This window comes from Streptomyces sp. NPDC044033, from assembly GCF_056434425.1.
The window spans coordinates 102,489-116,650 of the sequence record NZ_JBWKFF010000005.1 but is presented as its reverse complement, the minus strand read 5'-3'; the positions used below and the strand labels follow the sequence as shown (position 1 = coordinate 116,650).

General features: G+C 71.9%; 13 protein-coding genes. 10 read left to right on the top strand and 3 right to left on the bottom strand.

Going from position 1 to position 14,162, the window contains the following annotated elements; translation table 11 throughout:
* Positions 1–137: 137 nt before the first annotated feature.
* Both AC07AB_RS11720 and AC07AB_RS11715 read right to left on the bottom strand, forming a co-directional pair.
* Positions 138–638: a DUF3515 domain-containing protein gene (locus tag AC07AB_RS11720; protein ID WP_478563903.1), complete on the bottom strand. Its 501-nt coding sequence runs from the start codon at positions 636–638 to the stop codon at positions 138–140.
* 128 nt (positions 639–766) lie between these two features.
* A complete protein-coding gene (locus AC07AB_RS11715; protein WP_478563900.1) occupies positions 767–1,657 on the bottom strand; it encodes a helix-turn-helix transcriptional regulator in 891 nt (296 codons plus the stop codon).
* 295 nt (positions 1,658–1,952) lie between these two features.
* Here AC07AB_RS11715 and AC07AB_RS11710 point away from each other — a divergent pair, with 295 nt between their 5' ends.
* From AC07AB_RS11710 to AC07AB_RS11680, 7 genes are all read left to right on the top strand, one after another.
* The gene (locus AC07AB_RS11710) at positions 1,953–2,975 is read left to right on the top strand and encodes a zinc-dependent alcohol dehydrogenase family protein (RefSeq protein ID WP_478563898.1); all 1,023 of its coding nucleotides are present in this window, start codon (positions 1,953–1,955) and stop codon (positions 2,973–2,975) included.
* 94 nt (positions 2,976–3,069) lie between these two features.
* On the top strand, positions 3,070–3,483 hold the full coding sequence (locus AC07AB_RS11705; protein ID WP_478563895.1) for a (R)-mandelonitrile lyase: 414 nt from the start codon (positions 3,070–3,072) through the stop codon (positions 3,481–3,483).
* 164 nt (positions 3,484–3,647) lie between these two features.
* The gene (locus AC07AB_RS11700; protein WP_478563892.1) at positions 3,648–4,505 is read left to right on the top strand and encodes a TVP38/TMEM64 family protein; all 858 of its coding nucleotides are present in this window, start codon (positions 3,648–3,650) and stop codon (positions 4,503–4,505) included.
* Between the two features lie 36 nt (positions 4,506–4,541).
* Positions 4,542–4,994, top strand: coding sequence for a MarR family winged helix-turn-helix transcriptional regulator (locus tag AC07AB_RS11695; protein WP_478563889.1), 453 nt, complete (start codon positions 4,542–4,544; stop codon positions 4,992–4,994).
* Between the two features lie 224 nt (positions 4,995–5,218).
* Positions 5,219–6,181, top strand: a complete 963-nt coding sequence (locus AC07AB_RS11690) for an N-acetyltransferase family protein (RefSeq protein ID WP_478563887.1) — start codon at positions 5,219–5,221, stop codon at positions 6,179–6,181.
* Positions 6,182–6,377: 196 nt separating this feature from the next.
* Positions 6,378–7,019, top strand: a complete 642-nt coding sequence (locus AC07AB_RS11685) for a TetR-like C-terminal domain-containing protein (RefSeq protein WP_478563884.1) — start codon at positions 6,378–6,380, stop codon at positions 7,017–7,019.
* 356 nt (positions 7,020–7,375) lie between these two features.
* Positions 7,376–8,248: an undecaprenyl-diphosphate phosphatase gene (locus AC07AB_RS11680; protein WP_478563881.1), complete on the top strand. Its 873-nt coding sequence runs from the start codon at positions 7,376–7,378 to the stop codon at positions 8,246–8,248.
* A 122-nt stretch (positions 8,249–8,370) separates the two neighbouring features.
* Here AC07AB_RS11680 and AC07AB_RS11675 read toward each other — a convergent pair whose 3' ends face one another.
* Complete coding sequence (locus AC07AB_RS11675) at positions 8,371–8,976, bottom strand: glycoside hydrolase family 25 protein (protein WP_478563878.1); 606 nt, start codon at positions 8,974–8,976, stop codon at positions 8,371–8,373.
* A gap of 291 nt (positions 8,977–9,267) precedes the next feature.
* Between AC07AB_RS11675 and AC07AB_RS11670 the strand changes: the two genes are divergently transcribed.
* The 3 genes from AC07AB_RS11670 to AC07AB_RS11660 all read left to right on the top strand — a co-directional run bounded on the left by AC07AB_RS11670 (position 9,268) and on the right by AC07AB_RS11660 (position 14,066).
* On the top strand, positions 9,268–11,175 hold the full coding sequence (locus AC07AB_RS11670) for an ABC transporter ATP-binding protein (protein WP_478563875.1): 1,908 nt from the start codon (positions 9,268–9,270) through the stop codon (positions 11,173–11,175).
* Complete coding sequence (locus tag AC07AB_RS11665) at positions 11,172–12,989, top strand: ABC transporter ATP-binding protein (protein ID WP_478563873.1); 1,818 nt, start codon at positions 11,172–11,174, stop codon at positions 12,987–12,989. Before AC07AB_RS11670 ends, AC07AB_RS11665 begins: the two co-directional genes overlap by 4 nt.
* Positions 12,990–13,085: 96 nt before the next feature.
* The gene (locus tag AC07AB_RS11660; protein ID WP_478563871.1) at positions 13,086–14,066 is read left to right on the top strand and encodes an ABC transporter substrate-binding protein; all 981 of its coding nucleotides are present in this window, start codon (positions 13,086–13,088) and stop codon (positions 14,064–14,066) included.
* The last annotated feature ends 96 nt before the right edge of the window (positions 14,067–14,162 follow it).

Here is a 14,162-nt window from a genome sequence, read left to right as displayed (position 1 = left end):
GACAGTAGGCGCAGTCGGAGATTAGCAGCGATGCAAACGTCTCAGGCATGGCTCAGGACCATTCCGATCCCACCAGTCCCGGCCCTTTCGCCATGAGTCCGCGCACCCCGCCGTGAGGACGGCAGCGCCGGCGGCTGTCAGATGATCCCGAACGGAATCGTTTTCTCGACCGCTTCGGACAGGCCGGTGAACAGGCCGAAATCTCCGTCAAGGACGGTCTTCTTGGGCAGTGTCACCTCTACCCACGCCTCTCGCTTGGAAGTCGTACAACGAATACTTCCGTCGGGCTGTTGTTCGGGCAGCCATTCGACGCCCTTGATTTCCACCGTGTCCGCATTCGGGTTGTAGTGCTTGTAGCCGGGCGTCACAACCAGCGGACGGTTCACACCGCAGCGCAGCACGATCGAGGGATCACCCCAGGCGGCGGTGAAGTCCGAGACCGGGTCCGTGGTGCGCCGCTTCATCCCGTTCACCGTCGGGGGCAGCCTCTTGTGCAGCGCCCGGCAGAGACCTGCCTGGTCCCCCGAGGGCGCAGGCGCCGGGATGGCTCTGCCATCGGCGGACGAGCAGCCGCTGACGGCAGCGGACAGCACCGCGGCTACGAGCAGCAAGGACGGCGGGCCGGCCGGAGTCTTCACCGGTTGAGCATAGAGAGCCCCGCTGCCCCACGGTCATGGCGCACTCGGCCCGGCCGGTCCCGCGCTCCCCGTTCGCCATTCGCCGCTCGCCGCTCGCCGCTCGCCGTTCCCCGTTCGCCGTTCGCCGTTCAGCCTCGCGACGGTCCGGACAGAAACGGCGCGGTCTCCTGGGTCGCGGCCCAAGAAGCGAGCAGGCGAAGGCCCTCTTCGGACGGCGAACCGGGTTCGGCCGCGTAAATGGTGAGGACGAGGCCGGGTTCGGCGGTCATTTCCAGGCCCTCGTAGGCGAGGGTGAGGTCGCCGACGGCCGGGTGGTGGAAGCGCTTGGTGCCGGTGCCGTGGTTGCGGACGTTGTGGGCGCCCCAGCGGATGCGGAACTCCTCGCTGCGGGTGGAGAGTTCGCCGATCAGGTCGTGGAGGTCCTTGTCGTACGGATCGCGGCCGGCCTCGGTGCGCAGGATGGCGACGCAGGTGTCGGCGACGCGGTCCCAGTCGGGGTAGAAGCGCCGGGACGCGGGGTCGAGGAAGTTGAAGCGGGCGAGGTTCGGCTGCTTCTGGGGGCCGGTGCCGAGGTCGGAGTAGAAGGCGCGGGCGAGTGGGTTGGCCGCCAGGAAGTCCATGCGGCCGTTGCGGACGAAGGCGGGCCCGGCGGTGATCGCGTCCAGGGTCCATTGCAGGCTGCGGTGCGGCGTCCACTGCGGAGTGGGGCGGCGGCGGGAGCGCGCGAGGGTGTCGGAACCGTCGGCGGCCTGGGCCAGACGGAGCAAGTGGGCCCGTTCGGCGTCATCGAGCTGGAGGGCGCGGGCGACAGCTTCGAGTACGCCCGGTGAGACGCCGGCGAGACTGCCGCGCTCCAGCTTCGCGTAGTACTCGACGCTGACGTCCGCCAGTGCGGCGACCTCACTCCTGCGCAGCCCCGGCACACGGCGCCTGGGCCCCGCGGGCAGCCCGGCCCGTTCCGGGGTGATCTTGGCTCGCCGCGAGGTGAGGAACTCGCGGACCTCTTGACGGTTGTCCACCCCTCGACCGTACGTCCCGTGCCCCGCGTGAGGGGTGTACCGCTGGTACACCCCTCACCGGTGACTCGCTGCCCGTCCGGAGAGCGGGTTACCTGGACGACGTGGCACTCCCCCGGTCCGGGACGCGACGGCGTCGCCGGGGAAGCGCCCGATGACCCGGCCTGGTGTGCGGACGGACCGCTGTGCCACTATCCGTGCGCACCACCCGGCACATTGGCCCCCCGTGTCCGTCCGAGGACGGGCGCGGGGCCCGGCCGCGGCAGCGGCCGGCACAGCACGTAATGGAGTAACCCCTATGCGCGGTGTCGTGATGCACGCGCCCGGCGACGTCCGGGTGGAGCAGCGTGAGAACCCGAAGATCATCCACCCGACCGACGCGGTCATCCGGGTGTCGGCGACCTGTGTGTGCGGGTCCGACCTGTGGCCGTACCGCGGGGTCGAGGCGGTCGAGGGCCCGGCCCCGATGGGCCACGAGTACGTGGGCGTCGTGGAAGAGGTCGGCGGCGAGGTGACCTCGGTACGGCCGGGCCAGTTCGTGGTCGGCTCGTTCTTCGCCTCGGACAACACCTGCGAGATCTGCCGCTCCGGCTACCAGTCCTCCTGCGTCCACCGCGTCGCCATGGGCGCGCTCGGCACCCAGGCCGAGCGGCTGCGCGTCCCCCTCGCCGACGGCACCCTGGTCGCCACCCCCGGCATGCCCGACGACGACCTGATCCCCAGCCTCCTGGCCGCCTCCGACGTGCTGGGCACCGGCTGGTTCGGCGCCGTGGCCGCCCAGGCCGGTCCGGGCAAGACCGTCGCCGTCGTCGGTGACGGGGCGGTCGGCCTGCTCTCGGTGCTGGCCGCCCGGCAGCTCGGCGCCGAGCGGATCATCGCGATGAGCCGCCATGAGCCGCGGCAGCGGCTCGCGTACGAGTTCGGGGCCACCGACATCGTCACCGAGCGCGGCGACGAGGGCGCGGCCAGGATCAAGGAGCTGACCGGCGGGCTGGGCGCCCACTCGGTGATCGAGGCGGTCGGCACCCAGGAGTCGATGATGCAGGCCATCCGCTCGACCCGCCCCGGCGGACACATCGGCTACGTCGGCGTCTCCCACGGCGTCGCGCTGGAGGGCCGGGAGCTGTTCTTCTCCCACGTCCACCTGCACGGCGGCCCGGCCCCCGTGCGCCAGTACCTGCCCGAGTTGATCGACCTGATCCTGAACCGCCGGATCGACCCCGGCAAGGTCTTCGACCTCACCCTGCCGCTCGACCAGGCCGCCGAGGCGTACCGGGCGATGGACGAGCGCCGCGCCATCAAGGTCCTGCTGCGCGGGTGAGACGGGCGTACGGCACGCGTGCCCCACACGTGAGCCCCGCCCCGGAAGATCCAGCAGATCCAGCAGCCCCAGCAGCCCCGGAAGGAGTACAGCCGTGGAACACATCACCGAGTCCCCCACCCTCAAGGCCCCAGCCGAGCGCTTCACCGGCGACGTCTACCTCAACATGATCGAGACCCCGGCCGAGCCGGCCCGCCTGGCCGCCGCCCTGGTGCGCTTCACCCCCGCCGCCCGCACGAACTGGCACTCGCACGCGCTGGGGCAAGTCCTGCACATCACCGACGGCGTCGGCCTCGTCGGCACCCGCGGCGGCGAGGTCGTCCGCGTGAGCGCCGGTGAGACCATCAGGTGCCCGGCCGGCGAAGAGCACTGGCACGGCGCGACCGACACCACGCTCATGGCCCATATCGCCCTCGTGGTCGGCGACGGCAACGGTGACGGAACCGTCTGGCTGGAGCCGGTCACCGACGACCAGTACGCCACCGCCCTCGCCGGCGTCAGCGGCTGACGGTCCATGGCCGCCGCGAGCATCAAGGCGGCGGGCGACCGGCCGGTGCCGTCGAGGCGGCCGGCAGGTGAGCACGGGAAGGCGCCCGGAGGACACTTCGGCGTGCCGCCCGCTCCCCGTGCACGTCGCGGGCGCCCCGCCGTGCCGTCGGTTAGGCTCCAGCGATGCTCGAACTCGCCGCGCCCTCCCCCGGCCTGGCCGCGCGCTGCGCCCGCGCGCTGCTCTCCCCGTGGTCCCGGCTGGCCCTGCTCCTCGCGCTGCTCGGCGGCGGAGCCGCGGCCGTGCTGATGGCCCAGCCGCAGCGGCTGCTCGCCGAGGGCTGGCCGCCGCAGTTGGCGGGCGGGGCGGCCGTGGTGCTGTTCGGTGTGGCGTACGGGCTGTGCACCGCGGCGTTCGTACCGCGCCCGTTCCTCAATCTGGCGGCAGGCGCGCTGTTCGGTGCGCAGGCCGGGACCGCCTCGGCGCTGGCGGGCACGGTGCTGGGCTCGGGCATCGCCTTCGGCCTGGGCCGGCTCCTGGGGCAGAGCGCGCTGCGGCCACTGGTGCGCGGGCGGTGGCTGACCGGGGCGGACCGGCTGCTGAGCCGGCACGGGTTCCGGTCGATGCTGGCGCTCCGGCTGTTCCCGGGAGTGCCTTTCGCCGCCGCGAACTACTGCGCGGCGGTCTCCCGGATGGGCTGGTTCCCGTTCCTGCTGGCGACAGCCCTGGGCAGCATCCCGAATACGGCCGCGTACGTCATCGCGGGCAGCACCGCGGCGGAGCCGGGCTCACCCGTCTTCCTCGCCTCGATGGGCTTCATCGCGCTGAGCGCGCTCGGCGCGATGGTCGTCGCCTGGCGGAAGCGGGCGCGGCTGCGGGCGTCGGCCGGCGAACACCCGAAAGTGCGACCCTGGCCCGTGCGCCCGGTGCCCGGGGAAGGCCGCCGCGGCATCGCGATTCGGCACGTGAGAAGCCCGGCGGCGCCCCTCGGGCCCGATGAGGAAGGCGAGACCGACCGATCCCCCGGGAATTCGGTCGGCTGACGCCGTTCGCGCCTCCCCTACACTGACTGCCATTTGATGCAGCCCTCCCACACCCCAGCTCCGGCTCAGCTCGCCGAACTGCTCCTGTCCGTGGCGGATTGGGCCAAGAGCCAGGCCCACGCACGCCTCGCACGGCACGGCCTGACGCCCGCGCGCGGCAGGATCCTGACGATCCTGGCCGACCGCGGCCCGACGCGCGTGACGGCGCTCGCCCAAACGCTCGGGATCACCGCCCGCAGCGTGACGGAATCACTCGACACCCTGGAACTGGACGGTCTGATCAGCCGCGTGACGGACCGCACGGACGGCCGGGCGGTGCTCGTGGATCTGACGGACCGCGGAAGCGCGCTCATCACCGGCGGCTCCCACTCCAAGGAACAGGCGCTCCACGCGATCTTCGAAGTCCTCGACGACGCCGAGCGCAGGGAGTTCCACCGGATACTCGCGAAGATCGACGGCTCGTCCCGCGCGGGCACGGTGCCCGGTTGAGAGCCTGTGCCCGTACGGACGGGAGGGCCGCGCTCCACGCACGGGCAGCCGTGCCCGTGCGAGCGCGAGAGCCGTGTCCGTACAGCCGCGCCGCGCCCCCGGCCGTACGGACCGCGCCGCCCCCAGTGGCATCGGCCCGGTGCGCCGGAGGCTCCCGCGGCCCCACCGCGGGCTCGGACTAGGGTTCGGCTTCAAAGTCGTCGACACCGACTGGGAGGCAGGACATGCACGACGTGCGCCCGGCCCGTACGGCCGACTACCCCACGCTCGTGGGGTGCGTACAGCGGTGGTGGGGCGACTCCCGCACCCCCGAGCAGGCGCGGGAGCTCTCGCTGCTGCTGCCCCGGCTGTTCCTCCAGCATTTCGCGGACACCAGTCTGGTGCTGGAGGACGAGACGGGGATCCGCGCGTTCCTGGTGGGCTTCGACTCCGCCGACCGCGCGCACGAGGCGTACATCCACTTCGTCGGCGTGGACCCGGAGCTGCGCGAGCGGGGAGTGGCCCGCCGGCTCTACACCGCCTTCTTCGAGCGCGCGGCGGCGGCCGGCCGCACCGAGGTGCGCGCCATCACGTCACCGGGGAACACCGGATCCATCGCCTTCCACCGGGCCATGGGCTTCGTGCTGGACGAGGGGGACCGCGAGGCGAACGGCCTCCCGGTGCACAGCGACTACGACGGACCGGGCCAGGACCGGGTCGCGTTCCGCAGGAAGCTCGGCGCGCCGGAGGTCCGTACGCTGGAGCCCTTCACGACGCGCGCGGCGGTGCCGCGGGACTTCGACACCGTCGTCGCGGTGGTCGACGAGTGGTGGGGCCGCCCCGCCTCCCGTGACCTGACCCGGGTGTTCGTGAACCACTTCTACGACACCAGCCTGATCGCCGAGCGCGACGGCGAGTTGGCGGGCTTCGTCGTCGGCTTCCTCTCCCCCGCCAATCCGCGGGAGGCGTACATCCACTTCAGCGGGGTTTCCCCCGCCTGGCGCCGCAGCGGCCTGGGCCGTTCCCTGTACGAGCGGTTCTTTGACATGGCGCGGGCGGACGGCCGCAGCGTCGTCAAGGCGATCACCTCGCCGCAGAACGACCGCTCCATCGCCTTCCACAGCGCCCTCGGCTTCGTCCCCTCGGCCCCGGTCGCGGACTATGACGGGCCTTCGCTGGACCGGGTCGCCTTCCGGCTCGACCTCTGAGCCGGCCCCCGGCGGCGAGCGGGGCCGCGGCTCCCGTGCCCGTTCCCTGTGTCTCCCCTCAACCCCCGTATGAGGAGAAGACACGGGGAACGGGTACGGGAGCCCGAAGGAAACCCCCGTGCCGTTAATGCGCACAGACACGCGTTAAGCTCTGTGGGACACTATCCGGACTGACCGCGTCTCGCAATGCAGGGCGATGAACGACAGATCACACTCCCCAGGTTCGGTCCGCCCCGGCGGGCGCACGGCCCGTACGCGCGAGGCCGTACTCAGCGCCACCCTGGACCAGATCGCGGAGGGCGGCTACGCCGCGCTCTCCGTGGAGAGCGTCGCCCAGCGCTCCGGCATCCATCCGGCGACGATCCGGCGGCGCTGGCGCACCGTCGAGGGCATCATGTGCGACGCGATGATCCAGGAGGGGGCGGCGAAGGTCGTGATCCCCGACACCGGCAGCCTCCAGCAGGACATGCGCCTTCTCGCCCAGGCCATCGGCGGCTTCTACGAGGTCGCGCGCAACCATGCCTTCCTCGAAGGGATCGTCTCCGCCGCCTCCCGTGAGGCGTTCGCCGGGAACGCCCTGCGCGACACCATCTCCGAGCGCCTGCGACTCGCCTCCGCGGTCATCCACCGCGCGGTCGAACGCGGCGAACTCCCCCCGGACACCGATGCGGAGGAGGTCATAGCGGCGATGTCGGCACCGTTCTACTACCGGATGCTCGTCTCCCGCCGTCCGCTCGATCCGGAGCTGCCCCGGATCTCCGCCGAAGCGGCGTACCACGCGGCTCGCGCCGGGGCGTTCTCGGCCTCCGGGGCCGCCGCCGAGCCGGACCCTGTCTGACGAACTGTCAGGTCTATCGGTGCACCGTTTCCGCGGACGCGGGCACCGCCCGTCCACGCGCCCGCCGATACGGCGCTCTCGTGCCCGCGGATGCGACGGGGCCGCGCCCGCCAACCACGGTGATGGTTGCGCTTGCGAATCCCGATGTCTTCTCGGTGCCCTCTCCGGCACAGACTTCACCCGCGACGCCGACTCCGGAGATTCACCAAAACGTTCACCCCACGACGCTAGGCTGACTTTCGCCCGGTGGATCATCGCCCGCGACCGCCGTACCGCGCCGGCCAGGAATCGGGAAGTCCGCCCGACCGCGCCATCGCCGGTCTGGCCATGATCATTAATTGGATGGCACAAGCCTCATGTCGTGGTTCGAATCCTTCGTCCTCGGGCTCGTCCAGGGGCTGACCGAGTTCCTGCCGATCTCCTCCAGCGCCCATCTGCGGCTCACCGCCGCTTTCGCCGACTGGAAAGATCCGGGCGCGGCCTTTACCGCGATCACGCAGATCGGCACCGAGACCGCCGTTCTCCTCTATTTCCGCAAGGACATCGCGCGGATCGTCTCGGCCTGGTTCCGGTCGGTCGTCGGAAAGGGCGCCCGGGACGACAGCGACGCGCGAATGGGCTGGCTCGTCATCATCGGCTCGGTCCCCATCGGCGTACTCGGTCTGCTGCTCAAGGACGCCATCGAGGGCCCGTTCCGCGATCTGCGGCTGATCGCCACCACTCTGGTGGTGATGGGCGTCGTGCTGGGCTTCGCCGATCGGCGGGCCGCGCGCGACGAGGGCGGCGGGCGGCACCGGGCCGCGGCCCAGCGCAAGGAGCTGACGGACCTCGACGTCAAGGACGGGCTGATCTACGGCGCGTGCCAGGCGCTGGCGCTGGTCCCCGGGGTCTCCCGGTCGGGCGCGACGATCAGCGGCGGGCTGCTGCTGGGCTACACGCGCGAATCCGCCGCCCGGTACTCCTTCCTGCTGGCGGTGCCCGCGGTGCTGGCCTCCGGCGTCTTCGAGCTCAAGGACGCGGGCGACGGGCATACGGCGTGGGGGCCGACGGTCTTCGCCACGGTGATCGCCTTCGCGGTCGGCTACGCGGTGATCGCGTGGTTCATGAAGTTCATCTCGTCCAGGAGCTTCATGCCGTTCGTGATCTACCGAATCCTGCTCGGTCTGCTCCTGTTCGCGCTGGTCGGGTCTGACGCACTGAGCCCGCACTCGGGCGAGAGCGCGGGCTGAACGGGGCTCGGCGGCCAAGCCTGCCGGCGCACTCGACGGCGCGACCAGCAGCGCACTCGGCGGCACTTTCGGCGGCACGGAAGGTGGGCCCTGCCGGACAGCGCGGGCGGGGCCCTCCTCACTCACCCCGACACGGGCTCGCCCTCAGGCGGCGCCTCGTCGGCATCGGCCGCCGCGCTCGGCGCCCCGGCCCAGGATCGCAGCGCGTCCATGTCGGCGAAATTCGCTACGTCCCGGTCCAGATTGCCCGCGGAACTGTACTGGTGGAAGGTCCACGGGTGTTTGACCGCGGGGTGCCCGGCCGCGTGTTCCGGGTCCGCGATCCACAGCCCGTCGCCGGCCTCGCTGGTGGTGTCCCGGTGCAGCCAGTAATCGCGGTTGCAGTAGAGAACGACCTTGTGCCCGGGCGCCTTGCGCTTCACATGGGAGAGCCAGGCGTCCTTTTCCGCGCACGTGACGCTGGTGCTCTCCCAGTCGAAAGCCAGGATGTCCCCGGCCCTCAGCTTGATTTTTCCGAGGAAGTAATCTCCCTGAGCGGACATGGAGCCCGCGCTGCCGAAGTGGTAATAGCCGACGACGAGCCCGGCCTTACGGGCCCGGTCGCGCTGAACCACCCACTTCGGGTTCGTGTACGAGGTGCCCTCGGTCACCTTGACGAACGCGAAGTCGATGTCGTCTACCGGGTATTTCTCGCTCTGGTAACTGCTGACGTCAATGCCGTGAAGCATGCCGGTCTCCTCCAAGGTTGCGGACAGCGACAACTCGCTATCGCAGTATCGGTGTTGGCCCCGCGCCAGAGCGAGAGCACTGTCCCTCGTACGAGGGACAGCATCAAAGGTTTCGCAAGACGTACTCGGGATAAAGGCGGATACGCCTCGAAGGCCCGGCCGTGCTCCTCTTCTTGTGGGCGCTCTCGCAGCGCCCGCGCGCCCCTCGCGTGCTCTTCTTGTTGTTCCCTGACAGCTCCCCGGCCAATCTCTTATGGCCATTTGCTTCCGATGCTCATTAAAGTTCGGCAGATGACAGATTCGATGATGAATCCGGGCACACCTGACCGCCGTAGCGCCGGCCGGTACCTGTGGTGGCTGGTCGCCAGCCAGCGTCATCGGGTCGCCGCGGGTGCGCTGTTGGGCAGCCTTTGGATGGTCTGCCTGACGCTGCCGCCGTACGTCCTCTCCCGCGCGATCGACGACGGGCTGCGGCCGGGCCGGGCCGACGTACTGGCCGGCTGGGCGGCCGCGCTGCTGGGCGTGGGGGTCCTGAACGCCTGGCTGGCCATCATGCGGCACCGCACCATGACCAGGATCCGGATGGACGCCGCCTTCCGCACCGTGCAGGTCGTGGCGCTCCAGACGACGCGGCTGGGCGCCTCCCTGCCCCGCCGGATGACCGCCGGAGAGATCCTCACCATCGGGATGGGCGACGTCCAGGGCATCAGCCAGACCCTGACCATCACCGGTCCGGGCGTCGGCGCGGTCCTCGCGTACATCGTCGTCGCCGCGCTGCTGCTGTCCGTCTCCTGGCTGCTCGCCATCGTGGTGCTGCTCGGCGTGCCGCTGCTCGCGGTGGTGCTCGGTCCGCTGCTGGAACGGCTGCAGGGCACGGAGGCCGCGTACCGGGAGCACCAGGGCGCCCTCGCCGCCCGCTTCGTGGATCTCGCCGGGGGCCTGCGGGTCCTGAACGGCCTCGGCGGCAAGGAGGTCTTCGCCGGGCGCTACCGGCAGGGCTCACGGGCGCTCCAGGCCGAGGGGTACCGGGTCGGGTCGGTGACGAGCTGGATCCAGGCCCTCGGCATCGGGCTGCCGACGCTGTTCCTCGCCGCCGTGACCTGGCTCGCGGCTCGGATGGCCGCTCAGGGCACGATCAGCGTGGGCGAACTCGTGGCGGTCTACGGCTATGCCGCGGTCCTGGTGGTGCCGGTGTCGTCCTTCATCGAGGGCGGTTACGACCTCAGCCGCGGGCTGGTCGCGGCCCGGCGCGTCATCCGCCTCCTGGACATGGAGCCCGATTCCGCGGGCAGCGGGGCCGCGGTGGACGGTCCCGGGGCGCCGTCCGTGCTGCGTGATCCCGACTCCGGTGTCGACGTGGCGCCCGGGAGGCTGACCGCGCTGGTCAGCACCAGGCCGTCGGAGTCCGCGGCCGTGGTCGAACGCCTCGGCCGGTTCGCCGATTCGGCGGCGGTCTGGGGGGACGTACGCCTCGGGGACGTCGACCTGCCACAGGTCCGCGCGCGGATCCTGGTGGCGGACAACGAGGCCGATCTGTTCGCGGGAACGCTGCGCGAGGTCGTCGCGGGCCGAGCGGACCCCGCCGCATCCGGTGAACCTGACGCACCCGGTGAGGGCGACGGGCCCCACGCACTCGACAGGACGGCCGTCGGCCGGGCCCTGCGCGCCGCCGCCGCACAGGACATCGTCCTCGGCCTGCCGAAAGGGCTCGACTCGCACATCGACGCGCAGGGCCGCAACCTCTCCGGCGGCCAGCGGCAGCGCGTCCGGCTGGCCCGCGCGCTGCTGGCCGAACCCGAGGTACTGATGGCCGTCGAACCGACTTCCGCGGTCGACGCGCACACCGAGGCGGCCGTCGCCGACGGGCTGCGCGCGTTCCGCGCCGGCCGGACCACGGTCGTCACCGGCACCTCCCCGCTCCTGCTGGACCGGGCGGACACCGTGTACTACCTGGAGGACGGCCGCGTCGCCGCCGTCGGCACCCATGGGGAGCTGCTGCGCGAGAACGCGGGCTACCGCTCGCTGGTCGGGCGGGGCGGAGGCTTCCCGGACCCCGCGCCCGGCCCGGACGGGACGGGCGGCGCGGACCGCGCAGGCGGCGCGGACCGCGCCGACGCCAGGGCCGCCCAAGGCGGCGACAGCCGTACGGACACAGATCACGGATCATCCGCCCCTCGGTCGCAGGAGGCCGCTCGATGACGACCGCCCCCGCCACACCGGCCGGCCCCGACCCGACGGACGGGCCGCCCGGCCAACTGCCCGTCGCCGAACCGGCCCAGGTGCGCCGGTCCGCGTTCCGGCTGATCAAGGTGGACAGGCGGGCCTTCGCCGCCATGCTCGCCCTCAACGCGCTGGCCGCTGCCGCCGGGCTCGTCGGCCCATGGCTGCTCGGCCGCATCGTCAACGCGGTCGGTGCCGGTGAGGGGGTGCGGACCGTGGACCGGTACGCGCTCGCCATCCTGGTCTTCGCCCTGGCCCAGCTCGTCCTGGCGCGCTACGCCCGCCGCGTCGGGCACCGCTTCGGCGAACGGACCTCGGCGCGCGTCCGCGAGCGGTTCGTCGACCGGGCGCTCGCGCTGCCCGCCTCGGTCGTGGAGCGGGCCGGAACGGGCGACCTGACGGCCCGTGGCACCACCGACGTCGCGGGCGTCGGCACCGCCATGCGTGACGCCGCGCCCGAGGTGTTCGTCGCCGCGGCCGAGGCGCTGTTCATCCTCGGCGCGGTCTTCGTCCTCGAACCCGTCCTCGGCGTGTGCGGGGTGCTCGCGCTGATCGGCATCCGGTTCGCCACCCGCTGGTATCTGCGCCGGGCGCGCTCCGCCTATCTCGATGAGGGCGCGGCCAACTCGGCGCTGGCGGAGGTGCTCGCGGCCACCGCCTCGGGCGCGCGTACGGTCGAGGCCCTCGGCTTGCGGGAGCGTCGGCTGATCGCGTGCCAGGAGGCCATCGAGCGGTGCCGTGCCACCCGGACCCGGACGCTGGCCCTGCGCACGGTGCTCCTCCCCGCCGTGGACGTCTCGTACGTGCTTCCCCCGGTCGGCGTCCTGCTGATCGGCGGCGTGCTGCACGCTCACGGCGCGGTGAATCTGGGCACGGTCGTCGCCTCGGCGCTGTACTTGCGGCAGTTGTCCACGCCGCTGGACACGGTCCTGCTGTGGGTGGAGCAGCTGCAGAGCAGCGGTGCCTCCTTCGCCAGGGTCGAGGGCCTGGCCCGGGCCCCGCGACCGGCGCAGGACGCCTCCCCCGCCCCCGCCGACGACCGGATCCAGGTGACCGGCGCGCGCTACGCCTATGACGGCGGCGGCGATATCCTGCGCGGGGTCGATCTGACGGTGCGGCCCGGCGAGCGGTTGGCGCTGGTCGGCCCCTCCGGGGCGGGGAAGTCGACGCTGGGCAAACTGCTGGCGGGCGTGGAGGCGCCGGGCGCCGGGACCGTGACGGTGGGCGGCGTCCCGATCGCCGGACTGGCCCCCGGCCGGCTGCGCGAGCACGTCATGCTCGTCACCCAGGAACACCACGTCTTCATCGGCTCGGTACGGGACAATCTGCTGATCGCCGCGGACCGCGCCACCGACGCGGAGCTGCACGCGGCGCTCGCCGCCGTCGGCGCCGAGTGGGCGGCGGAGCTGCCGGACGGTCTGGACACGGACTTGGGCGCCGGCGGGAACCGGCCGGACGGGGCGCGGTCCCAGCAGCTGGCCCTGGCCCGCGTCGTCCTGGCCGATCCGCACACGCTCGTACTCGACGAGGCCACCGCCCTGCTGGATCCGACGGTGGCGCGCCATACGGAACGGGCGCTGGCCGCCGTGCTCGAAGGCCGGACCGTCATCAGCATCGCGCACCGGCTGCATACGGCCCATGACGCGGACCGCGTGGCCGTGATGGACGAGGGGCGGCTGACCGAGCTGGGGACGCATGACGATCTGGTGGCGGGCGGTGGCGCGTACGCCGCCCTGTGGCACTCGTGGCACGGCGAGCCGGTGGACGAGTCGCCCTCACGGCCTCCGGCGTGAGCGGTCCGGGGCTGGGCTCGTCCGTCCCCTCCCCCGGTTCCGGAGGCGCACACTCCATTGACTAAGGTCAGGCTTACCTAAGCCAATGGAGTGCCCGTGCGCGTCAACCGTCTGCTCCCCCTGCCCGTCCTGCTCCTCGCCGTCGGCGGAGCCACCGCCCTGACCGGCTGCTCCGCCGACGGCTCCGGGGCCACCGGCGCGGCGCGGGGCTCGTCGCGGGCGGACGGCGCGTTCCCGCGAACCGTCACGCACTTCCAGGGCGGGACCACGATCAAGTCCCGGCCCAAGCGCGTAGCCGCCCTCAGCACCGGGCAGCTCGACGACCTCCTGACGCTCGGCGTGGTGCCGGTGGCCACCACCCGGGCCGATCACGCCGGTCTCGTCCCCGACTATCTGCGCCGCGCGTTCCCCAAGCAGTCGGACGCCCTCGGCACGATGGCCGATGTCGGCACCCGCAGCTCTCCGAACCTCGAAAAGCTCGCCGCCGCCAAGCCCGACCTGATCCTCATCAACAACACCCAGGGCGCGCTCTACCCCACCCTCGCCAAAATCGCCCCGACCGTGGTCACCAAGGGGCGGGGCGTCAATTGGAAAGACGACCTGCGCACCGTCGGGGACAGTGTCGGCAAGCGGTCCGAGGCGGAAAGGGACCTCTCCGACTTCGAGGGCGATGCCGCGCGTCAGGGGAAGAAACTGGGCGGCAGGAACGTGGCCGTCTCGATGGTGCGCTTCAACCCGGACCGCGTCCGCATGTTCGGCGCATCCTCCTTCACCAATACCGTCACCGACGACATGGGACTCGGCCGCGCCGCGGCCCAGCGCTTCGACGGCATCTCCCAGGACCTCAGCGGCGAGCGGATTCCGGAGATGGACGGGGACTGGATCTTCTATTCGATCCAAGGGCAGCGCGACAGGACACACGCCAACGCCTATCTGTCCAACCCGCTGTGGAAGAATCTGAAAGCGGTGAAGGCGGGGCACGCGATACAGGTGGATGACGATCCGTGGTACCTCAACGCCGGTCCGACCGCGGCCCGTACGGTCCTCTCGGACATCGCCCGGCGCGTACGGCCCTGACCACCGCGCGGCGCTCCCCCTTCGAGTGAGGGCACCGTGACGTCTCCGGGGCGGCCCGGGAATCCGAGGGCCGCCGAATTCCGGCGCATTCCGCGC